The 24,651-nt window shown below is 74.3% G+C and carries 2 protein-coding genes (1 of these 2 only partly in view); both read right to left on the reverse strand.

Translation table 11 applies throughout. From position 1 onward, the window contains the following. Nucleotides 1-7,695 (reverse strand): non-ribosomal peptide synthetase, encoded by a 7,695-nt coding sequence (locus tag OG897_RS14715; RefSeq protein ID WP_266656912.1) that lies wholly within the window; start codon nucleotides 7,693-7,695, stop codon nucleotides 1-3. After that, nucleotides 7,692-24,651, reverse strand: partial view of an SDR family NAD(P)-dependent oxidoreductase gene (locus tag OG897_RS14720; protein ID WP_266656914.1) — the 3' portion only. It continues 3,941 nt past the right edge of the window; only the last 16,960 of its 20,901 coding nucleotides appear in the window; its start codon lies beyond the right edge, outside the window; its stop codon occupies nucleotides 7,692-7,694. The genes OG897_RS14715 and OG897_RS14720 overlap by 4 nt, the downstream gene beginning before the upstream one ends.

Here is a 24,651-nt window from a genome sequence, read left to right on the forward strand (position 1 = left end):
TCAGGGCGTCCGGCGCATCGGGCGGAGCTTCGGGCGGGCCGGTGCCGCCGACCGCTCCAGACGTGCCGCCAGTTCGGCGGGGGTCGGCGCCTCGAACACCCAGCGCACGGGAAGCTCCACTCCGAGCGCTCCTCGTACCCGTGAGGCGAGCCGCGTGGCCAGCAGGGAGTGCCCGCCCAGCCGGAAGAAGTCGCCGTCGGCGCCGACCCGTTCGAGGCCGAGGAGTTCGGCGAACAGCCGGCACAGGGTCTCCTCGCGCGCGTTGGCGGGTGCGCGCGACGCCTCGGCCGCCGCTTCGCCGAAGTCGGGCGCGGGGAGCGCCCGCCGGTCGAGCTTCCCGCTCGCCGTGACCGGCAGCTCGGTCAGCGCCACGACCGCGCCCGGCACCATGAACCCGGGCAGGATCTCCCGCAGGTGGGCGCGGACGACCGCGGGGGTACGGGCGGTCAGGCGCCGCCGCCTGCGGGCGGCGACCGGGTCGTTGGTCCGTGCGCCGCCGCCCGCACCGGCCGGGTACGGCCCGGTCAGCGGGCCCCGGACTCCGGCGGGCAGGAACGTCACGTCGAAGTGGTCGGTCCTGGCCGACCAGGTGGGCACGGCCCGCAGGCCCAGCGCCTCGCCCAGTCGGCACAGGGCCTCCGGATCGACGCCCAGGCCCTGGTGGTGCTCCAGCGCCTCGTGCGGTGCCTCACCGGCCCGCAGTCGCTTCAGCGCGGCGAACTCGCCCAGCAGCCGGGCGTTGGGCACCGAGGTGACCCGCAGCCCGTCCGCGCCGTCGGCGAGCAGCGCGGCGAGTGCGGCGGTGGCGGGGGCCGGGTCGTCGGCCGTCGCCCCGGCCGCGTCGGCGAGCGCCTCCCACGACTGGTGCGGGACTCCGTCCAGGGCGCGGGGCGGCACGGCCGACGACTTGTGCAGCACCACCTCGTAGCGGTGCCGGGTCAGTTCGTTGTGGAACGAGCCCCGCTTGAGGCGGACGTCGACCCCGGCCACGCGCTCGTCCGTGCCGGCCAGCGCGGTGAAGAACTCCGGTGCGACCACGAGTTCCTCCTCCGCCGCGACCGTCCGGTCCACCTCGGCGCGCAGCCGGTCGGCGGCCGTGTCGCGGGGCAGGCCGTGGCTCGCGACGCCCGTGCGCAGGGCGGGCAGCGTGTGGAGGTTGCGCAGGTCGCCGAGGAAGAGCGACCCGCCGGGAGCCAGGAGCGACAGGCAGGCGTCGACGACCCGGGTGAGGTAGTCGGCGTCGGGGAAGTACTGGGCGACCGAGTTGAGCACGATCGTGTCGAAGTACCCGGTCGGCAGCTCCTCCAGCCGGTCGGCGGCCAGGCAGCGCAGCTCGACCTTTCCGGCCAGCGCGGGGTCCTGTGCCACGTGCCGGGCCAGCCGGTCCACGGCGGCCTGCGAGATGTCGGTGCCCCAGTAGGTTTCGCATCCGGCGGCCAGCCGGGACAGCAGCAGCCCGGAGCCCGCGCCGATCTCCAGCACGCGGCCCGCAGGGAGCTCGCGGATCCGCTCGACCGCCGCGTCCCGCCACTGCCGCATCTGCTCGACGGGGATCGGCCGGGTGTCGTAACTGCTGTCCCAGCCCCGGAAGTCCTCGCCCCACGGCGCCTCGTCCGTGGTGGTGTACACCTGCTCGTAGATCTCCTCCCACTCCCGCACCAGTTCGCCGCCGCTGCCTGCGGCCTCGGGGTCGGCGTCCGGGTCGGGGACGACGTAGGCCACCAGACGCGTGTCGCCCGGTACGTCCTCGCGGGCCAGCACGACCCCCTGGCCCACCCAGGGGTGCTCCGCCAGGCGTGCCTGGACCTCGCCGAGCTCCACCCGGTGGCCGCGCACCTTCACCTGGTCGTCCACCCGGCCCCGGAAGACCAGCAGGCCCTCGCGGGTCCGCGCCGCCAGGTCGCCCGTCCGGTACATCCGCTCCCCCGGCTCCCCGAACGGGCAGGCCACGAAGCGGGCCGAGGTCAGCGCGGCCCTGCCCAGATAGCCGCGCGCCAGCCCGGCACCGGCCACGTACAGTTCACCGGTCACGCCCGGGGGCACCGGTCGCAGCCGCGCGTCCAGCACGTGGACGCGGGCACCGGCGACGGGCCGGCCGATCGGCACCGGGGCGCCGTGGGGAGGCTGGGGGGACAGCGCCTCGCTCATGGTGGCGCAGACGGTCGTCTCGGACGGGCCGTAGGCGTTGACCAGGAGCCGTCCCGCCGCCCAGCGCGCGGCGAGCGGTGCCGGGCACGCCTCGCCCGCCACCACGACGGTCCGCAGTCCTGTGAGCTCGCCCGCCGCGTGCGCGGGCACCGTCTCCAGGGCGGACGGGGTGACCGTCAGATGGGTGATCTCGTCCTTGGCCAGCACCGCCGCCAGCTCCTGGCCCGCCAGGGGCCCTTCCTCCTCGGGCAGCACCAGGGCCGCGCCGGAGGCCAGGGCCATCAGCAGCTCCCAGACCGAGGCGTCGAAGCTGGGGGACGCCAGTTGCAGGACCCGGCTGGAGGCGTCCACGCCGAGCCGTTCGCGGTGCGCCTCGGCCAGGGCGGGCAGGCCCGTGTGCGGGACGACCACTCCCTTGGGGCGGCCGGTGGAGCCGGACGTGTAGATCACGTACGCCGGGTTCGCGGGCCGGGGTGCCGCGAACCGCTCGGTGTCCGCCAGGGGCGCGCCGGACAGCTCCGCGAGCCGGTGCGCGGTCCCCGGGTCGTCCAGCGTCACCCGTACCCCGGTCCAGGGCGGCAGGGCGGCCGTCGTCCTGGCGTCGGTCACCAGCACCTTCGGTGCGGTGTCGGCCAGCATGAACGCCAGCCGCTCCGCCGGGTACCCGGAGTCCAGCGGCAGGTACGCGGCGCCCGCCTTCAGCGCGCCGAGCGCCGCCACGACCAGGTCCACCGAGCGTGGCAGCGCCACCGCCACCACGTCCTCGGGGCCCGCTCCGAGCCCGGCGAGGTGGCGCGCGACGCGGTTGGCCCGGGCGTCCAGTTCGGCGTACGAGACGCACTCACCGCCCCGTACCAGGGCCGGTGCCCCGGGGTGGCGGGCCACCTGGGCCTCGAACAGGTCGGGGAACGTGGGGCCGTTCGGTGCGGGCGTCGCCGGGGCGCCGTCGCCGGTCAGCAGCTCCTCGCGCTCGGCCTCGGTGACCACTTCCAGCCGGTCGACGCCCAGGCCCGGTTCGGCCACCACCTGTTCGAGGACCATCCGCAGACGGCCGATGAGCTGCTCGGCCGTCGCGCGGTCGAAGAGGTCGGTGTCGTACTCCAGCGTCCCGTCCAGGCCGCCGGGGCTGCCGTCCGCACCTTCCCGCTCGCTGAGCGAGAAGAAGAGGTCGATCCGGGAGGTGCCGGTGTTCGCCCACTCCAAGTCGGCCTGGAGGCCGGGGAGTTCGAAGGCGGCGCGCCGGGTGTTCTGGAGCACGAGGGCCACCTGGAACAGCGGGTGGCGGGCCGCCGACCTGGCCGGGGCCAGCGCGCCGACCAGGTACTCGAACGGCACGTCCTGGTGGGCGTAGGCCGCCAGCGCCGTACCGCGCACCCGGCCGAGGAGCTCGGCGAAGGACGGGTCGCCGCTCAGATCGGCGCGCAGCACGAGGGAGTTGACGAAGAAGCCGATGACACTGTCGAGCGCTTCGTCGAGGCGTCCGGCCACGCCGAAGCCGATCGGGATGTCACGGCCCGCTCCGAGGCGCGACAGCAGCGCCGCGAGACCCGCTTGCAGCACCATGAAGAGCGTCACGTCGTGCTCGCGGGCGATCCGCTGCAGCCCCACGTGCAGCTCGGGCCCGAAGGTGAAGGTCTCGAAGGCACCCCGGTGAGAGGCGACGGCCGGTCGCGGCCGGTCGCGGGGCAGCGCCAGCTCCTCCGGCGCACCCGCCAACGCCTCTCTCCAGTACGCCACTTGCTGGGCCGCGAGGCTCTGCGGGTCGTCCGGATCACCGAGCAGCTCGCGCTGCCACAGCGCGTAGTCGGCGTACTGCACCGGCAGTTCGGCCCAGTCGGGGGCGTGCGACTGGCTGCGGGCCCGGTAGGCCCGGGCCAGGTCCCGCGCCAGCGGTCCGAAGGACCAGCCGTCGCACGCGATGTGGTGCAGGACCAGGACCAGTGTCCGCTCGTGCGGCGAGACCTCCAGGAGCGTGGCGCGCAGCGGCGCCTCGCTGCTCAGGTCGAAGCCGTGCCGGGCGGCGTCGTCCACCGCCCGGGCCAGGCCCTCGGCGGTGACCGGGACGGCCGTCAGGCCGCGCCAGGCGCGGTCCGCATCGAGCACCGACTGCCGGGGCACACCGCCCTCTTCGGGGAAGACGGTGCGCAGGCTCTCGTGCCTGCCGATCAGGTCGCGCAGCGCCGCCTCCAGGGCCGCCGTGTCCAGTTCGCCGGTCAGCCGCATCACCACGGGCATGTTGTACGTCGCGCTGGGGCCCTCCAGCCGGTGCAGGAACCACAGCCGCTGCTGGGCGAAGGAGAGCGGTACGCGTTCCGGCCTGCGCCTGCGGGCCAGCGGGGCACGCGCGGTGGCCGACGCGTCGACGCGCGCTGCCAGGGCGGCGGGCGTCGGGGCCTCGAAGACCTCGCGGAGCGGCAGTTCGACTCCGAAGACGCCGCGCACCCGGGAGGCCAGCCTGGTGGCCAGCAGCGAGTGCCCGCCGAGCTCGAAGAAGCCGTCCTCGGCGCCGACCGAGTCCACCCGCAGGATCTCGGCGTACAGACCGCAGAGCACCTCTTCGGTGGGGGTGCGGGGCCGCCGTGACGCGGTGGCCGCGCCCAGCTCGGGCACGGGCAGCGCGCTCCGGTCGACCTTGCCGTGCGGGGTGAGCGGCAGCGCGGGCAGGACCAGCACAGCGGCCGGGACCATGTAGCCCGGCAGCAGCGAGGCCGCGTGGGACCGGACGGCGGGCGGCTGGGCCTCGCCCTCGACATAACCGCACAGCAGGGGGCGTCCCGACCGGTCACGCACCACCGCGGCGACGGCCGCGGTGACGCCGGGTGCCGCGCACAGGGCCGCCTCGACCTCGCCGAGCTCGATCCGGTGACCCCGTACCTTGACCTGGAAGTCGCGCCGTCCCAGGAACTCCAGTTGTCCGTCGGCGCGTCGGCGCACCTGGTCGCCGGTGCGGTACATCCGCCCGCCCGTGCCCGGTGAGTGCGGGTCGGCGACGAAGACGCCGGCGGTGCGGGCCGGGTCGCCCGCGTAGCCCCGGCCGACGCCCGCGCCCGCCACGTACAGCTCGCCGGGGACGCCGATCGGCACCGGGTTGAGGGCGTCGTCCAGGACGAAGAGCCGGGTGTCGCGCACCGGGTCCCCGATGGGGACCCGCGCCTCGGCGACGGGGCCGGTCAGCACCGCGTGCGCCACGTCGTCCGAACACTCCGCGGGCCCGTAGGCGTTGATCATCGGGATCGCCGGGTAGCGGGCGAACCAGCGTTCGCACAGGCCGGGCGGCAGCTCCTCGCCCGTCACCATCAGCCAGCGCAGCGCGGCCGGTTCGGGGGCGGCGAGTCCCTCGTCCCAGGCGTCGAGTGCGGCGCGCAGCAGCGAGGGGACCACTTCCAGGACGGTGACGTCCTCCGCCTCCACCACGGCGAACAGCGCCTGCGGGTCGGCGGCGGTGTCGTGGTCGACGACCCGGACCCGGCCGCCGACGGCGAGGGCGGCCAGCATCTGCCAGATGGCCACGTCGAAGGTGAGCGGGGCGTTCTGGACCACCAGGTCGTCGGCGGTCAGCCCGAGGTCGGCGATCTTGGCGGCGAGGTGGTTGGCCATGCCGCCTCGGTGCACCATGGCGCCCTTGGGCCGTCCGGTCGAGCCGGAGGTGAAGATCACGTATGCGAGGTCGAGCGGGTCGGCCGCGAGCGCGGGCCACGGGCCGTGGTCGCCGGTGGCCGGTCCGTGCTCGCCGGTGGTCAGCTCATGCTCGACGGTGGCCGGGGCGTGCAGCGGCAGGACGGTCACGTCCGTGCCGGACGCGGCCGCCAGTTCCGTGGCGACGGACTCCAGGCCCGGTCCCGCCAGCAGCGCCCCGACGCCGCCGTCGGCCAGCATGGCCGCCGACCGGGCGCGGGGGGCCGCGGGATCCAGCGGTACGAACGCGCCCGTGGCGCCCAGCACGCCGAGCACCGCCGACACGAAGCCGGTGCCGGGCTCCGCGAGCACCCCGACCACCCGGCCCGGTGCCCAGCCGGGCAGCGCGCGCAGGCGGGCCGAGAGCGAGCCCGCGAGCGCCACGAGCTCCCCGTAGTTCACCGAACCCGCGCCGTCGGTCACCGCGGGCCGCTCCGGGGCCGCCTCCGCGGCCCTGCGGACGCACTCCACCAGGTCGTCCGCCACGGCGGGCGACGCGGTGTCGTTCCAGCCCGTCAGCACCTGGTGCCGCTCCTTCTCGGAGAGCACCGCCAGCTGTCCCACCCGCAGCCCGGGGTCGGCCGCGGCCTGCCCGAGGATCCGCGTCAGGGCGTCCACCAGCCGCTGGACCGTCCCGTGGTCGAACAGGTCGAGCGCGTACTCCAGTACGCCCGTGAGCCCGCCCGGCTCCCCGTCGGACCCCGTCCACTCGCGCACCGAGAACATGAGGTCGAAGCGGGACGTGCCGGTGCCCTCCATCTCGACCCGGGCGTGCAGACCGGGCAGGTCGAACGGCGCCGGCCCGCCGTCCTCCAGGACCAGCTGCACCTGGAACAGCGGGTGGCGGGCGGCCGACCTGGCCGGGGCCAGCGCGCCGACCAGGTACTCGAACGGCACGTCCTGGTGGGCGTAGGCCGCCAGGGCCGTGTCGCGGACCCTGGCCAGCAGCCCGGCGAAGGAGGGGTCCCCCGACACGTCGGCCCGCAGCACCAGGGTGTTGACGAAGAAGCCGACGAGCCCGTCCAGTTCCTCGTCCGACCGGCCCGCCACGTCGAAGCCGATCGGCACGTCGTCGCCCGCGCCCAGCCGCGACAGCAGGGCGGCCAGCGCGGCCTGCAGCACCATGAAGAGCGACGCCTCGTTGCCCCGCGCCACCCGGCGCAGGCCCTCGTGCACGGCGGCGGAGACCTCGAACGGCACATACCCTCCGCGATGGGAGGCCACCGCGGGGCGCGGCCGGTCGCAGGGCAGCGCCAGCTCCTCCGGCGCACCCTCCAACGCCCTTGTCCAGTACGCCACTTGCTGGGCGGCGAGGCTCTGCGGGTCGTCCGGATCACCGAGCAGCTCGCGCTGCCACAGGGTGTAGTCGCCGTACTGCACCGGCAGCGGTTCCCACCGCGGCGCGCGGCCCGCCAGACGCGCCGTGTACGCGTCCGACAGGTCGCGGGCGAAGGGGCCCATCGACCAGCCGTCACTGGCGATGTGGTGCACCACGACCACCAGCACCCATTCGCGCTCCCCGGCCTCGATCAGGGTCGCGCGCAGCGGCGCCTCCCGGGAGAGGTCGAACGGGTACCGTGCCGCCGTCGCGACTGCCGAGGAGACGTCGTCCCTCTCGGTCCGCACGATCCGCAGACCGGTCCATGCCTCGTTCGGGTCGAGGACCAACTGGCGTGCCTCGCCGCCCTCTTCGGGGAAGACCGTGCGCAGCGCCTCGTGCCGGTCCAGGACGTCGCGGAGCGCCGACTCCAGCGCTTCGCGGTCGAGTTCACCGGACAGCCGCAGGACCAGGGGCATGTTGTAGGTCGCACTGGGTCCTTCAAGCCGGTGCAGGAACCACAGCCCCCGCTGTGCGAACGACAACGGAATCATGACGCGTCTCCTTCATTGGTCATCCTGCGAAGTCTCGGTCGCCGGGCTCCGCCCGGCCGGTCCAGCAGCACTGCCAGCCCTGCGGGCGTCGGGGCCTCGAACACGGCGCGCACGGCCAGCTCGGCCCCGAGCGCCTCCCGCACGCGGGCGGCCAGTCGGGTCGCCAGCAGCGAATAGCCGCCCAGCGCGAAGAAGTTGTCGTCGGGCCCGACCACCTCGCGGCCCAGGGCCTCGGCGAACAGGCCGCAGAGCTTCTCCTCCCGCGCGTCGCGCGGGACCCGGGGGGCCGTCGCGGTGTTCCTCGGCGGCTCGGCGGCGGGCTCGTCCGGAGCCTGCGGCCGTTCTTGTACGTGTACGGGTGCCACGCGCAGGCTCACACCGCCGTCCTCGGCCACCCGTTCGAGCAGTGCCCGCCAGTCGGCCAGCATGGTCTCGACCGTGCGGCGTTCGAAGCGGTCCGTGCCGTACTTGAGGACGACCTTGAAGCCGGTGTCCTCCCGGTAGACCTCGACCGCGAGCTCGAACGCGCTGTCCTGGTAGACCCCGTCCAGGGGACGCAGGACCAGGCCCGATCCGGAGCCGGTTCCGGCGCCCTCGGGGTCCATGGCGTCCACGGCATCTTCGGCATCTTCGGCGTTTTCGGCTGCGAAGAGTGCGGCACCGTCGAAGTTCTGGAAGGACAGGCAGGTGGCGACGACGGGCGGTGTGCCCGCGTTCCGCTCCTCGCCGAGGTCACGGACCATCTCCGAGAACGGATAGGCGCCGTGCTCCAGGCCGTTCACGACGGCCGCGCGCACCTTCTTGAGCAGCTCGGGGAACGGCTCTCCCCCGGCGACGGTGCTGCGGATGGGCAGCATGTTCACGAAGTGGCCCACCACGTCGTTGAACCGCTCCTGCGACCGGCCGGCGGTGGGCAGGCCGACGACGATGTCCCCCTGCCCCGTGTGCTCGTGCAGGAACGCCAGGTAGGAGGCGAGGAAGAGCACGGTGGGGCTGACCCGGGCGGCTCGGGCGCGGGCCGTGAGGGCGTCCGAGAGCTCGGGGGTGAGGCCGGTGGCGACGGTCGCGCCGCGCGGCTCGGGCGCACCGTCCGCCGCCGCCCGTACCGGTGCCGCACCGGGGAGGCGCAGCGCGGAGCGTGGCGTACGGAGCCGGTCGGCCCAGTAGGCGCGGTGTGCCGCACCCTCGGGACCGGCGAGCATCCCGGCCTCCCAGGTGGTGAACTCCGCGTACTGGACCCGCTCCTGCGGCTGCTCCTCGTCCGGTCCTGGCAGCGCCTGTCCGGGCCTTGCCTGTCCGGGCCTTTCCTGTCCGGTTCGCAGGGCCGCCCGGTAGGCGTCGTCGAGCGAGCGGACCAGCAGCGCGGCCGATGTGCCGTCGAGCACCAGATGGTGCGCGGTGATCAGCAGCAGCCTGCGCGGCGCCCCGGTCTTCCCCGGCGCCGTGAACGACGCCAGGTGGACGCGTACGAGAGGTCCTTCGGCCAGGTCGAAGGGCACGCTCACCAGGCGGCGCAGGTACTCCAGTTGCTCCTCGGGCGATTCGGCCGTCGGCTCGGCGCGCTCGATGACGAGGGCGTCGGGGCCCCGGAACTCCAGGTATGGCACTCCGTCCTGCTCGCCGACCACCGAGCCGAGCAGCGGGTGGCGTACGAGCTGGGCGCGGCAGGCCGCTTCGAGCGCCGTCTCGTCCGGGTCGCCGTGGACCTCGAAGGCGATCGGCACGTTGTACGCGGTCAGGCCGGGCCGGGCCTGCTGGTCCAGCCAGATGCCCAACTGGACGTGGGACAGGGGCGTGCGCTCCGGGTCCGGGGCCAGCTCCGGCTCCGGCTCCGGCTCCGGCTCCGGGGCCAGGCGCGTCAGCAGGGCGTCCACCCGTTCCCCGCCGACGGCGAGGAAGTGGGCGGCGAGTCCGTCCAGGGTCTCCACGTCGAAGAGCAGGGTGGAGGAGACCTCCCCGAGGTCCTGCCGCAGCTCGTTGGTCAGGCGCAGGACGAGGATCGAGTCCATGCCGTAGTCGCTGAGCGGCTCGGTGGCGGAGATCCGGTCGGCCGGGATCCGCAGGGTCTGCGCGGCCTTCGCTCGCAGATGGCCGACCAGCCGTTCGGCCCGGTCTGCCCGGTCCGTCCGGTCCGTCCGGTCCGCTCTGCCGGGACCGTCCGACGCGGGCGCGACCGCCTCCGGGGCTGGGGGTGCCGCCGGTACCGGTGCCGGTACTGATGCCGGTACTGGTGCCGCCAGTGCCGGTACGTCCGCTCCCGCCTCCGTGCGCTGGCGCACGATCCCGTCGCTCCGGGCGGCGATCACCTGCTGGCCGAGTTCACGTGCCTGCGGCAGCAGTTGGGTGACCGTGCCGAAGCCCTCGCCCACCAGCACCTGCCGCCAGCTCTCGGGTGACAGTGCGGGCGAGCCCGGGACGCGCAGCGGTGCGTCCTCGAAGAGCCACCAGCCCTCCAGGAGGCCGAACGTGAGGTGGCTGAAGACGTCGAACGCCGCGAGTTCGTTGAGCAGCAGCCAACCGCCCTCGCGCAGCGCTGCCTTGACGTTGCGCAGGGTGGTGCGGGTGTCGTGGGTGGCGTGCAGGACGTTGGCCGCGATCACCAGGTCGTAGCCGCCCGGCGTGATGTCCTGGCCCGCCAGGGGCTGTTCGGCGTCGAACCGCGCGTACGTCAGGTACGGCACGTCGGGTCCGTACGCCGTCCGGGCGTGGTTCAGGAATGCCTTCGAGAGGTCCGTGTAGGCGTACTCCTCGATGTTGTCGGCGAACGGGCGCAGCGCCGCGAACATGCCCACGCTGGTGCCTCCGGTGCCCGCCCCGACCTCCAGGATCCGCAGTCGGGCCCCGGGGGCGCTGCGCAGCCGCTCCGTCACCAGGGCGACGGCGGCTTCGGACATCGCGCGGTTGAACAGGTCGGCCACCCGGTTGTCGCGGTAGCAGCCCTCGACCAACTCGACGGATCCGCGCGGGAACAGGACGTCGGTGGGTCGCGTCCGCCCCGTCAAGATCTCGGGCAGTCGGCGCAACGTGGCGTCGACCAGCGCGAGTTCGGCCTTCGCGTCCGGGTTGGCCGACCACTGGGCGCGGCGCTCGTCCCAGGTGCGGACCAGTTCCTCCAGCGGCGGTGCCTCGGCCGGGACCACCGCCAGGGCGTGCTCAAGCCAGGCCCCGTAACTCTTCGAGATGCCGGCGCGGGAGCGGAGTTCCTCCAGCGACAGGTCCGTCTCCCCTGCGCCCCGGACGGCGCCGAGCCGCTCCAGGTGGGCCCTGGTCAGCCGGAGCAGCAGCGGGTCGCGCTCACTGCCGCGCCAGCGGGCCGCCGCGCTCACCAGCTCGCGGTCCGCCGCGTCAGTCGTCCCGGGCGCACCGGCCGTGGCGGTCGGGAATCTGGCCGTGCCGCTCGGGGTGTCGCCCCGGTACGCGGTGACCCGCACCGTCGGGTCGATCGCCGCGACGGCGTCGGGCCTGGTCCGCTTGACGAAGCTCAGCTGCCGCTGCGGGCCGCCGAGCAGTTGGCCGAGCGCCGCCATCGCCTCGGGCGGTTCGATCGAGGCCAGGCCCGAACGGGCCATGCGCTCCCGGTAGAACGCGGACGCGACGCTGCCGAGGTTGCCCCACCAGCCCCAGTTCATCACCCGTACCGGGCTGTCCCTGTGCTGGGCGAGCAACTGGGCGTAGGAGTCGCTGAACGTGCAGCCCGCCGCGTAGTTGGCCTGTCCGGCGGCAGGGCCGAAGGACTGCATCGAGGAGAAGAACACCGTGAAGTCGAGCGGCTCGTCGGCGAACGCCCCGGCCGTCGCGACGCTCGCGTCGACCTTCGCCGCCAGGCTCGCGCGCAGCTCGTCCTCGTCCATCGCCGCGAGCGTCCGGTCCCGGAGCACCAGGGCCGCCTGGACGATGCCGTGGACCGGGCCGAACCGGGCCGTGATCTCGGTACGGGCGCGGCGCAGCGCCTCGGGGTCGGCGGCGTCGGCGGTGAGGTAGTGCACCTCGCCCCGGCCGCCGCGCACGGCGCGCAGCCTCTCCTCGATCGCGGCGTCGTGGGGGCGGCGTCCGAGCCACACGACGCGTGCGCCGTACCGCTCCACGACGTGCCGGGTCCAGGCCGTGCCGAGCCCGCCCGCTCCGCCGACCACCACGTAGAGGCCGCCTTCGCGGTACGGGACCTCCGGCACGGGTCCGCCCTCGCTGGGCGCCCAGCGGCGGGTCAGCCACTGGCCCGCGCGCCGCACCAGGACGTCACCCGCGCGGTCCGCGGGAAGCTCCGCGAGGTCGTCGGGCCAGTCGTCCGCGTCGAGGTCGACGCTCCGTACCGTCCAGTGCGGGTACTCGCGGCCGAGCGAGCCGAGCAGGCCGTGCAGACCTGCGTGGGCCGGCCTGACCTCCTCGTCCCTGTGGGTGGCCAGGCAGTTCCGGGTGATCAGCGAGATGCCCAGCGGGCGCTCGTCGTACCCCGTCCGCAGCAGGGCCTTGACCATGCGGAAGGCCGCGACGACGCCCTCCTGCTGGGCGCCGACGAGCCCGGGGGTGTCGGTCGGCCCGTACGGCGTGCCGGGCGCGATCCAGACCAGGTGGTCGAACCGGTCCAGCTTCAGGAGTTCGGCCGCCGCCTCGTCGGCCGTGGCCGTCGGTGCCAGGGGCCAGGCCGTCGCCCGGGGGAACTGACGGCTGACCGCAGCCCGCTGTCCGTCGTTGCCTCCGACGACGAGCACGCGGTCCGTGCCGGAGGGTACGGACCCGGCGCCTTCGGTCGGCGTCATCGGATCCCAGACGGGGGCGAGGAGCGCGGGCAGGGGGCGCGGCGCGATCCGGGAGGTGTAGCCGGTCAGGCGTACGCAGACCGCGCCGTCGGCGTCGACCAGGTCGATGTCCAGGCGGCTGACCGCGCTCGCCCCGCCCTCCGTGTTCGTGTTCGTGTTCGTGTTCGTGTTCGCCAGGGTGACCACCGCGTACGGGGCGGCCGGGCAGGGCGCGAAGAGGTCGAGCCGGTCCAGTGCGAAGGGCACCGCGGTCCTGCGGTCGGTGTCCCCGTCCCCTGCGGCCAGCCGCAGGGCCATCGATGCCTGGATCGCCGAGTCGAGGAGCGCGGGCGGCAGCCCGTGGGGCGCGCCGGACAGCTCCGCCGCGCCGGGGGCGTCGAGCCGGGCCAGGACGACCGAGGATCCGGCCCGCGCCTCGGTGATCGCCCGCAGGGCGGGCCCATGGATGATGCCCATGTCCGTCAGCGCCTCTTCGATGCGCGCCCCGGTGATCGGAACCGTGCAGTGCGCGCGCAGCGCGGCGAGGTCGACGGAGGCCGGGCGCGGAGTGTCGCAGCGGGCGATGCGGCCCGTGCAGAAGACGTCACCGGGGGCACCGGGAGCACCGGGCTCGGCGACTTCGAAGGAGAACCCGCCGCCGTCACCCGGCCGCACGAGCACCTCGACGGGCCGCGCCTCGTCGTCGACCGTGAGCGGTCGCGCCCAGGTGACGTCGCGCAGGGTCAGCGGTGTCGTGGCGTCCGCGCCGAGTGTCGGCGCGGCGGTCGTCCGGGCCAGTTCCAGGTGGACGACGCCGGGCAGCACCCGTCGGCCGTGCACGAGGTGGTCGCGCAGGACCGGCTCGTCACCGGTCAGCAGCACGGCCGCGCGCACCGCGCCGGGCTCGCCCGGCACCGGCTCCGGCGCCCCGATCAGCGGATGGCGCGAGGCGGTACGGGGTGCGGTGGTCCGGGGTGTGGTCGTACCGGGTGCGGTGGGTACCGGCGGGGTCACGGACTGGGTCACGGGTTCGGCGGTGGCGGTCCAGTGGCTCTCCCGCGCGAACGGGTAGACGGGCAGCGGCACCCTGCGGTGGGCGCCCGGGGTGAAGAGCGCGGCCAGGTCGACCGGCAGGCCCCGCACGAAGCGCTCGGCGAGCGCCGTCGGGTCCGCGTCGGCCCGCCCGTCTCCGAAGCCGCCCCCGTGGCCGGCCCCGCGCCGTGCGGACGCCTCGCCGGTCACGGCCCTGGGCCCTTCGAGGCCCTGGTCGAGGACGCGTACCAGGTCCTCGCGGTCACGGACCACGCAGGCGAACCGGTGTGCCATGTGCTCGCGTCCGACGGCGAGCGTGAAGGCGGTGTCCCCGCAGTCGAGTGCGGGCTCCTGCCGTACGTGCGCGGCCAGGCGCGCGGCCTGCTCGGCGAGTTGTTCGCGGGAGCGGGCCGAGAGCACGACCAGGTGCTCGGCGCGGCGGGCCGTGCCGTCGCGTCCCCGCTCTGCCGGGGCCTCCTCGATGACGACGTGGGCGTTGGTCCCGCTGGCACCGAAGGCGCTCACCACACCGCGTCGGGCGACGCCGGCGGGCACGTTCCAGGCGTGCGTGCGGGTGCTCGGGTAGAAGGGGCTGCCAGGGAAGCGGATCGCCTCGTTGGCCTTCTCGAAGTGCAGCGACGCGGGGATCTGCCGGTGGCGCAGGGCGAGGAGCACCTTGAGCACGCCCGCGATCCCGGCGGCGAACTGCGCGTGGCCGATGTTCGTCTTGACCGAGCCCACCGCGCAGTACTCCGTCGCGTCGGTGTCCGCGCGGAAGGCCCGGGTCAGGGCCTGGAACTCGATCGGGTCGCCCAGTCCCGTGCCGGTGCCGTGCGCCTCGACCAGTTGGACGTGCTCGGCGCTGATCCCGGCGGCCCGGTGGACCTCGCGCAGCAGGCGTTCCTGCGAGAGGGAACTCGGTGCGGTGATCCCGTTGGTGGCGCCGTCGTGGTTGACGCCGGAGCCGCGGATCACGCCGTGGACGTGGTCCCCGTCGGCCAGCGCGTCGGACAGCCGCTTGAGTACGACGACGCCCACGCCCTCGCCCGGCACGAAGCCGTCGGCGCGGTGGTCGAAGGTGTGGCACCGGCCGGACGGCGACAGCATCCCGGCGCGGCCCGCGAGTCCGTACAGGCGCGGTGTCGACTGGACGAAGACGCCGCCCGCCAGGGCCATTCCGGTCTCGCCCGACCACAGGTCCTTGCAGGCGAGGTCGAGGGCGACGAGCGAGCTGGAGCAGGAGGTGTCGACCGCGATCGCGGGGCCCACCAGGTTCAGCGCGTACGAGACCCGGCCCGGGATGACGGAGGCCATGTTGCCCCACAGGGCCTGGGCGGGCGCGTCCGGCCCGGCCGGTACCCCGTAGTCGCCGGACCAACAGCCCGCGTACACACCGCAGTTGCGGCCGTCCGGTTCGCGCGCGGCGTATCCCGCGTCCTCCAGCGCCTTCCAGGATTCCTCCAGGAACAGGCGCTGCTGCGGGTCCATGGCCTCGGCCTCGACCCCGGAGATGTTGAAGAAGAGCGGGTCGAACTCGTCGATCGCCGTGAGGAATCCGCCGGGCAGCGGCACGTCGGTGCCGTCCTGGCCGGGTTCCCAGCGGGCGGTCTCGCGGACGAGGTCGTCGCCCGCGGCGAGGTGCGCCCACAGTTCGTCCAGCGAGTCGGCTCCGGCGAACCGCCCGCTCATCCCGATGACTGCGATCGGCTCTCGCGTGGCGGACGGTGAGGACGGCGCGGGCCTGGGCTGCTCGACGGGAGCGGCCTGGGCCGGGAGTTCGACGCGGTCCCCGTGCTCCGCGAGCAGGTGGCCGGTGAGGCGGTCGACCGTGCTGTGGTCGAAGAGGACGCCGGTCTCCAGGTCGAGCCCGAGTGCCTCGTTGAGCGTGTGCACCAGGCGTACGCCGAGGATGGAGTCGACCCCGTAGTCGGCGAAGGCCAGCGCACTGTCGATCGCGGTCTCGTCCATCGCCAGCGCCTCGGCGAGCTTGCCGCGCACGACGCCCGTGACGTACTCCTCGGCCGAGGGCCGGGTGGGCGGCAGCGGCAGTGACGGCAACTGCGGCTGCGGCTCCGTGACCCGAGGCGCGGCGGGCGGTGCGGCACTCAGGGGCTTCCCAGTCGGCGCGGGCTCGCCCGCCGCCGGGGGGAGGTCGCCGATCCAGTACCGCTCGCGGGCGAACGGGTAGGTCGGCAGCGAGACGGGCCTTCCGTCCCCGGCGCCCGGCAGCAGCTGCCAGTCGACGGCGACGCCGTCCACCCACAGGGCGGCGAGCTTGGCGAGTTCGCCTGCGCCCGCCCACCGGGCGACCAGGAGTTCGCGCAGGTCGGCGTCGGCCGCGACCTCGGCGGCGATGCCCTGCGGGCGCCCCGCCGTGCCGCGCAGCACACCGGCAGGAGCGCCCTCGAAGAGGTGGGCGCGCAGGGCGTCGCGCAGGTCATCGGTGGAGGCGGTGACCACGGCCAGCCGCTCGTCCATCGCCTCGCGCCCGGCCTGGAGGGTGTGGGCCAGGTCGGCGAGGTTCACGTCGTGGCGGTCCAGGAAGTCCACGAGGCGCGAGACGGCGGAGCGCAGCTGCCCTGGCGTGCGCGCCGACAGGACGACGAGGCGGTCACCGCCTGCCGTGTCGCGCTCCGGCGCGGCCTCTGCGTGCTCCTCGTACTCCTCCAGGACCACGTGCGCGTTGGAACCGCCCGCGCCGAAGGACGAGACGGCGGCGACGCGCGGAGCGTCCGCCCGCCACTCGGCGAGCTCGCGCTGCACGAAGAAGGGGGTCCGCTCGAAGTCGATCTCCGGGTTGAGCCGCTCCGCGTGCAGGCTCGGCGCGAACTGCCGGTGGCGCAGCTGGAGTACGGCCTTGGTGAACCCGGCGACCCCCGCGGCGGCCTCCAGGTGTCCGATTGCCGACTTCGCGGAGCCGATCGCGCAGTACTGGGCGTCGTCGGTGTCCTGCCGGAAGGCCCGGGTCAGGCCCCGTACCTCGATCGGGTCTCCCAGCTCGGTGCCGGTGCCGTGGGCCTCCACGTAACCGACCCGGCGGGCCGAGACGCCCGCGCGGTCCAGCGCCTGGCGGACCAGCTCGGCCTGGGCGGCCGGGTTGGGCACGGTGTAGCCGTGCGAACGGCCGCCGTGGTTGACGCTGCTGCCGCGGATCACCGCGTAGACGCGGTCGCCGTCCGCCAGTGCCCTGGACAGCGGCTTCAGCAGGACGCAGCCGACGCCCTCGCCGGGGACGAAGCCGTGGCCGCCCGCGCCGAAGCTGCGGCAGCGCGCGTCCTGCGACAGCATGGTGGAGCGGCACAGTTCGACGTAGTCGTGCGGGTGCAGGTAGAGGTTGACGCCACCCGCGATGGCCGCCTCGCAGTCGCCCCGGTGGAGGTTCTCGCACGCCTCGTGGATCGCGGTGAGCGACGCCGAGCACATGGTGTCGAGGGTCAGGCTCGGTCCGCGCAGGTCCAGCAGGTGGGACGTACGGGCGCTCAGCGAGGCGAAGGACAGGGCCGGTGCCACGGCCTCGCCGGACGGGAGCAGCCCCGAGGGGCGCCGGGCGTGGCCCGACTTGGTGACGCCCGCGAAGACGCCGACCCGGCCGCCGTGGTGCCGGGCGAGCCGCTCGCCGCTGTAACCGGCGTCCTCGACGACCTCCCAGGCGGCCTGGAGGAAGAGGCGCTCCTGCGGGTCCACGGCGTACGCGTCGCGCGGTGCCATCCGGAAGAACTGCGGGTCGAAGTCGGCGAATCCGTCGAGGAACCCGCCCCACTTGCTGTAACTGCGGCCGGTGGCAACCGCCTTGGCGCGGTCGGGCTCGAAGAAGCCCTCCAACGGCCAGCGGTCTTCCGGTACTTCGCCTATGCAGTCGCGTCCGGCCTTGAGGTTCGCCCAGAACTCGGCGACGTTCGCCGCGCCCGGATAGCGGCCGCTCATCCCGATCACCGCGATCGGCTCGCGCGGCTGTGGAGACGGCGGCGTCACGGGCGTGGACGGGGCGGTGGTGGACGGGGCGGTGGTGGGCGGGGCGGGCGTGGAAGGGTCGGTGGGCGGGGTCGGTGCGGTCGCGGCCGTGCCGGTCCAGGCGAGGACTTGCGGGGCGTACTCGGTCGCGAGGTGGTCGGCGATCGCCCGCAGGGTCGGCAGCTCGTAGAACAGGGTCGCCGAGACATCGGGGAACGCCGGGAGGAGCGCGTTCTTCAACTGGACCACCATGATCGAGTCGAGGCGCAGCGCGGACAGCGGTCCGTCGGCGTCGACGCTGTCCGGGGACAGCTTGGTCACGTCCACGAAGAGTTCGACGAGGCACCGCAGGCTTTCGCGCCCGAGATTTCCGACCTGCCGGGACCTCTCAGGGCTCCCGGGGGCCGTCGGAGCGGCCGGGGTGGTGGGCAGGCCGGGTATCCGCGTCAGCTCGCCGTGGTGCACCCACACTTGTTCGGTGCCGAGCGCCCACGCGTTCCGCAGGGCGGCGACGCCATCGGCGGAGCCCATCGGCACCAGCCCCCGGCTGCGCCGCAGGTGCTCGCGCGCTGTCGCGTCGACCGTCATCCCACCGTCCCGCCACAGCGGCCACGCGATGGAGAGGGTGCGCCCCGACCGCTCCCCCGCCTCGACGCGCGCCGCACGCAGTGCCGCGAACTCGTCCAGGAAGGCGTTGGCCGTGGCGTAGTCCGCCTGGCCGGGGTTGCCGGTGACGGCCGCCCCGGAGGAGAAGGCGATCAGGAAGTCGAGCGGCGCACTGCCGAGGGCGCGGTCCAGGTTGACCAGCCCGTCCACCTTCGGCGCGAGCACGTCCGACCACTCCTGGGTGTTCTTGCGCGCCAGGGAGGCGTCCTGGATCACCCCGGCCGAGTGGACGACGCCGTCGATCCCTCCGTACTCCCGCCGGATGGCGGTGACCAGGTGGCGCACCTCCTCCCAGCGGGAGACGTCCGCGCGGTGGTACGCGGCGAGCGCGCCCGCCGCCCTCAGTTCCGCGACGAGTCCGTCGGTGCGCGCGTCGCGCGGCCCCCGTCCGGCCAGGATCAGGACCGGCCGGGCGACGTCGCTCGCGATGGTCCGCGCGACGACCGCGCCGATGCCGCCCGCGCCTCCGGTGATCAGATAGACCCCGCCCGCCCGCCAGGGCGTGTCCGCCCCGCCGTGCGGGGGCCGGGCGACGCTCCAGGTCCGCACGGTGCGTTCGCCGCCCCGGTAGCGGACCAGGTCGTCGCCGCCCGTGCCGTCCTCGACGCGCAGGGCGGCGAGGACGGCACCCGGGTCGGCGCCGGTGGGACCGTCGCCGTCCAGGCCGATGAGCTGGGTGACGATCCGGGGGTTCTCCTGTGCCGCCGTACGCAGCAGGGCGGCCAGCGCCAGGTTGACGGCCTCGTCACCGTGGGCCTCCACCACCACCTGGAGCAGCGTGCTGCCGTCGCCGGGCGCGGCAGCCAGTTCCTGGACGATTCCGAAAACCTGCCGCGAGAGGTCGGCGAACCGGCTCTCGGGGCGCTGCCTGACCGTCGTCGCGGTGAAGCAGCGTGCCTGCGGCAGGTTCCGCCGGACCTGTTCGCTCGCTTCGGCCGCGGCTCCGCAGAGGATCACCACCCGGTGCTCCGGGGCGCCTTGGCCGCCGGTACCGGTGCCGGATCCGGTGCCGGAGGGCACGGGCTTCGCGGTCCAGTCGCGCACCAGCAGCGCGGTTCCCGTCGCAGGCGCGTCCTGCGCCGGTACGTCGGTGGAGGGCGTCACCGCCTCCGGGACCTCCGGGACCCAGTACCGGTCGCGGGCGAACGGGTATCCGGGCAGGTGGACCCGGCGGGGCGGGCGATCGCCGTGGAGCGACCGCCAGTCGACGGCGTCTCCCCGGGTCCAGCGCCTCAGCAGGTCGGCCGGGTCCTCGCGTACGGAACCCGTGGCCGCCGGTGTGCCGGGCTGCTGGGCGCGGGCGGCGAAACCGGTGTGCCGCCGGGAGGCGCTCCCCCGGGCTGCGTCGCCCGGCAGGTCACGGCCCGTGGCGAACGCCCGCAGCCGGTCGGCGAGTTCCTCGTGCGAGCGGACCACCCAGCCGACCCGCTCGGCCAGGGCCTCCCGCCCGCACTGGAGGGTCCAGGCGATCGAGGCCAGCGGGGGCGGGACGTCGGCCGACTCCAGAGAGCGCAGCAAGTCCGCGGCCCGCTGGCGCAGTTGCCCGTCCGTCCGGGCCGAGAGCGGCACGACGGCAGGGGCGGGCACGGACACGTCCGCAGGCACGTCGGCGGGGACGTACTCCTCCACCACGACATGGCAGTTGGAGCCGCCGAATCCGAAGCTGCTCACCCCCGCGCGGCGCGGGGCGGGCGCCCCGTCCCGTTCGTGCGGGCGCGGCCAGGACTCGTTCTCGCGCACGACGCGCAGGGGGCCGCCGTCCAGCTCGGCGTACGGGTTGAGCTCGCCGGTGGTGCGGGTCGCCGGGATCACGCCGTGCCGCATCGCGAGCAGCACCTTGAGCAGTCCCGCGATTCCGGCGGCGGCCTCCAGGTGGCCGATGTTTCCCTTGACCGAGCCGAGCCCGCAGGTGCCTCGGCCGGTGGCGCCGAGGCGCCGGAACGCGGACCGCAGGCCGCGCACCTCCACCGGGTCGCCCAGCGCCGTACCGGTGCCGTGGGCCTCGACGTAGCCGATCGTGTCGGGGTCGGTGCCGCCCATCGCCCGTACCACCAGGTCGGCCTGGGCGTCGGCGTTGGGGGCGGTGAGCGAGTTGGCGCGCCCGCCGTGGTTCTCGGCGGTGCCGGTCAGTACGCCGAGGACGGCGTCGCCGTCCCGCTCGGCGGCGGCGAGCGGCTTGAGGATCACGGCGCCGACGCCCTCACCGCGTACGTAGCCGTCCGCGTCGGCGGAGAACGCCTTGCAGCGGCCTTCGGGGCTGAGCATTCCGGCGCGCCCCGCGCTGACGAAGGTGTCGACGCTCAGCAGCAGGTTGACCCCGCCCGCGATCGCGGCCTCGCACGCTCCCGAGCGGATCGCCTCGACGGCACGGTGCACCGCGACCAGCGAGCTGGAGCAGGCCGTGTCCACCGGCTCGCTCGGACCGCGCAGGTCGAGGAGGTAGGAGATGCGGTTGGCGAGCATCGAGTGGGCATTGCCGGTGGAGGTGAAGGCGTCCGAGGGGACGCCGTGCGCGGTGAGGAGCGTGGCGTAGTCGACGCCGGAGACGCCGAGGAAGACGGCGGTGTTCTCCGGCAGGTCGGCGGGCCGGTAGGCGCTGTCCTCCAGCGCGTTCCAGACGGTCTCCAGGGCCAGCCGGTGCTGAGGGTCCATCAGTTCGGCTTCGCGCGGCGTGATCCGGAAGAACTCGGCGTCGAAGGCGTCGACGTCGTCGACGACGCCCGCGTACTTGGGGAAGTCGGCCGCGTCGACGGTCCGCGCGTAGGCGGCGCCGTAGCGGTGGACCGGGAAGTCGGTGACCGAGTCCCGCCCCGACACCAGGTTGTCCCAGTAGGCGTCCAGGCCGGGCGCGCCCGGGAAGCGGCCAGCGGCCCCGACGATCGCGATGCGCGACGGCGCGTCGCGGTCCGCCGGGGTACGGGGGGCGGCAGGGACAGGAGAGACAGCAGGTCCGGGGGCGGCGGGGACAGCAGAGACAGCAGGTGCGGGGGCGGCGGGCGTCCCGGTCCGCGCCTCCTCGCGTGCCCTGGCCGCCAGGACCAGTTCCTCGAACGCCTCGGTCAGGTGTCGGCCGAGGGCGTCGAGCGTGTTGACGTCGAAGAGCACGGCCGGGCTCAGCTCGACGCCGAACCGCTCGCGCACGAGTCCGGCGAACGAGACCAGCGAGATCGAGTCGAAGCCGAAGGCGTCGAAGGGGGTGTCACCCTCCAGTTCGTCGGGGGCGAACCTGAGGATGCCCGCCGCCATGTCGCGCAGCGCGCCGACCACGTAGATGGAGGTGTCCCCGCCGGAGTTGTTCCGGCCGGGGGTCCGCTCGCCGTCCTCGCTCCGGGGCTGGGGTGCCACCGGGCTCACCGCGCGGGCGTCGCCGCACCGGAGCCCGGTGAGCGCGGCGCGGACCTCGCCGTCGCGGCCGAGCAGCCGGACGGAGCCGTGCAGACCGTCGGGGCCCGGGTTCAACTCGCAGAGTACGTACGACACTTCGCCACCCGTTCCGAGGGTCCTGACCTCCTCGATGTGGAGCGGGGCCGTGGAGGCCCAGCCGGGCAGGCCGGCCCGTCGGGCGACCAGCCGCAGGCCGTCGGCGACGGCGGCGAGCACGGAGGGCTCGACCGTGGTGTTGCGCGCGGTGTGGTCGTGCCGCCGTTCGGGCGCGGCGACGTCGAGCAGCAGCGAGCCGTCGGACAGCCAGTGGCCGCCCCGCAGTCCGCAGTACGCCGCCGGACGCTCGCCTTCGCCCTCGGCCAGCCCGGCGCGCAGCTCGTCCCGGGTGGTGAAGGAGCGGCTCCGGTCGCGCAGTTCGCCGATGGAGAGGCGTACGACGCTTTCGGGGGAAGGCTCCCCCGCCTCGCCCCGGTGCAGGGCGAAGTCGAGTACGGGGGTACGCGTTCCGGTGGCGTCCTGGGCGAGGACCGTGCCGGACGCCGCTCCGTGCCCCTCGGTAGTGAGGGCCGTGACCAGGCGGGTGGTGTCGGCCCAGCGCAGCGGCCCGAGGACCCGCAGGCGGCGGACCACCGGGTCGGTGGCGAAGCCGGAGACCTTCCCGGCCGCCAGGGCGAGGTCGACGGCGAAGGTCGGCACGATGTCCGGCCCCTCGCCACTGCCGTCGCCCGGCCCGTCGCCCTGCCGCCGGACGTAGTCGGCCAGGTCGGCCAGGTGGAGGTCGAGGGCGTAGCGCACCCCGTCGACGTCGGACTCGTTGCGGCCCAGGAACGGGTGGAGCTTCTCGCGCAGCGCGAGGGGCGCGGTCACCGACGGCGCGCCCTCCTCCTCGGCGACCCAGCAGCGCACTTGCTCGAACGGGTAGGCGGGCAGCGACACCCGGCGCGGGGGACGCCCGTCCACGAGCTCGCTCCAGTCGACGCTCCGGCCGCCCGTCCAGCTCAGGGCGAGCTCGCGGGCCCGTGCGGAGCGGGGATCCGCCGTGGCGAGCGCGCCTTCCTGGTCGCGGTCGCCGCCGAGGTAGCGCTCGATCGCCGTGCGCACACCGGTCAGGTCCTTCGCCAGGAAGGCCCAGCGGCGCGGCAGTTCGTTCTTGCCCACGCGCAAGGTGTGCGCGATCGAGGGCAGTTCGCTCTCTTGCGTACGCGCCGCGAAGTCGCCGAAGCGCGCGAGGTGAACGCCGAGGGCCTCCTCGGTCATCGCCGAGAAGACGAACAGCTCCTCGCCCGACCGGCGTTCGAAGACCGGCGCTTGGTCCGGTCCCCGGTACTCCTCGACGATCATGTGCGAGTTCATCCCGCCCGCTCCGATCGACGTGATGCCTGCGCGCCTGGGGTGGACCACCCTGCGACCGCCTTCCGTGGTGATGACCGGCTCCCAGTCGGCGAGTTCCTGTTGCACGCGGAACGGAGTGCTCGCGAAGTCGATGTCGGGATTGAGTACGGAGCTGTGCAGCGAGGGCGCCAGCTTGCCCCGCCGAAGCTGGAGGACGACCTTCGAGAAGGCGGCCACGCCCGCCGCCGCGAGCAGGTGCGCCACGTTCGACTTGACCGAGCCGAGGGAGCAGAACTGCCGGTCCTCGGTGTGCGTGCGGTACGCGGTGGTCAACGCGGCGACCTCGATGGGGTCGCCGAGCGAGGTGCCCGACCCGTGTGCCTCGACGTAGTTGACCGTCCGCAGGTCGACGCCCGCGTCCTCGACCGCCTTCTCGATCGCCCGGGTCTGCATGCGCGGATTCGGCACGGTGAAGCCGTTGCGGACACCGGCGTTGGACAGCGCGGTCCCCTTGATCACGGCGTACACCTGGTCGCCGTCGCGCTCGGCGTCGGCCAGCGGCTTCAGCACCACGGCGCCGACGCCCTCGCCGAGGATCGTCCCGTCGACGCCCTCGCCGAAGCTGCGCACCACGTCGGACGTGGCCGTGGTGAAGTGCTCCTGCGAGGAGGTGATCAGGTTGTACGGGTGCGGCAGCAGGTTGATGCCACCGGCCACCACCATCTTGCAGTCGCCCGCCCGCAGCATCTGCACGGCCTGGTGGATGCAGGTGGAGGAGGTCGAGCACATGGTGTCGAGGAAGATCGACGGTCCCGTGAGCCCGTAGAAGTACGACAGCATGTTGGGGATGGTCGCCATGTAGCTGCCGCTGGCCGGTGCGCCCCTGGTCAGGGCGTTCTGGAAGCCGTAGAGGCCGTAGTGGTTGCTCATGGTGCCGACCAGCACGCCGACGTCGCCCTGGTACTGCCGCTGGATGGTCTCGCGGGAGTACCCCGCGTCCTCCAGCGCCTCCACTCCGGTCTGGAGGAAGAGCCGGACCTCCGGCGACATCTGCTCGGCCTCGCGCTTGGAGATGCGGAAGTAGCGGGGGTCGAACCGGTCGATGCCGCGCAGGAACGTCCCGGTGCGGATCACGCTCTTGCCCAGCACGCTGCGTTCGCGGGAGTAGATGGCGTCGTGGTCCCAGCGGTCGCGCGGGACCTCCTCGAAGGCGTGACGGCCCTCGGCGAGCATCGTCCACAGCTCGTCGAGCGTGTCGGCGCCCGGGTACCTGCCCGAGATGCCGATGACGGCGATGTCGTGACGGTCGGGAACGGCCCCGGGGGCGGCGGTCGCGGTGATCGCGGTGGTCGGCGCGAAGCGGGGGCGGGCCGCACGCGGCTCGCCGGGTCCCGCTGCCGGGTCCGCGACGGGCTGCTGCCCGGCCTCGCTCCCAGCCTCGCTCCCGGCCTTGCTCCCGGCCGCGAACAGCGCGGCGAGCCGGTCGCGGTGGCGCGTCACGAAGTAGCCCGCGACGTCCCGTACGGTCAGATGCTCGAAGAAGATCGTCTTGGCGAGCGTCCCGAACACTCCCTCAAGCCGCGTGGTCAGTTCGAGGATGCTGAGCGAGTCGATGCCGTACTCGATCAGGTTGGCCGAGGCGTCGAGGGCCTCGGGGTCGTACCGCAGCACCTCTCCCACGTGCTGCTTCAGCAGCAGCGTCGTCCGCTCCAGGAGGTCCCCCTGGAGCTCCTCCCCGGCCTCGGGGGCGGCGGTGGGCTCGGGCTGCCGTCCGGCCGCCCGGCCGTCGGGCAGGAGCGTCGCCCCGGCACCGTAGGCGACCACCACGTGGTGGGGGCCGTCGTGCAGCACCCGC

It is taken from the genome of Streptomyces sp. NBC_00237 (assembly GCF_026342435.1).
Taxonomy (GTDB): domain Bacteria; phylum Actinomycetota; class Actinomycetes; order Streptomycetales; family Streptomycetaceae; genus Streptomyces.

Excerpts from the sequence above, each read along its gene's own strand:
- OG897_RS14715 (WP_266656912.1), bottom strand. The coding sequence starts at position 7,695 with ATGATTCCGTTGTCGTTCGCACAGCGGGGGCTGTGGTTCCTGCACCGG.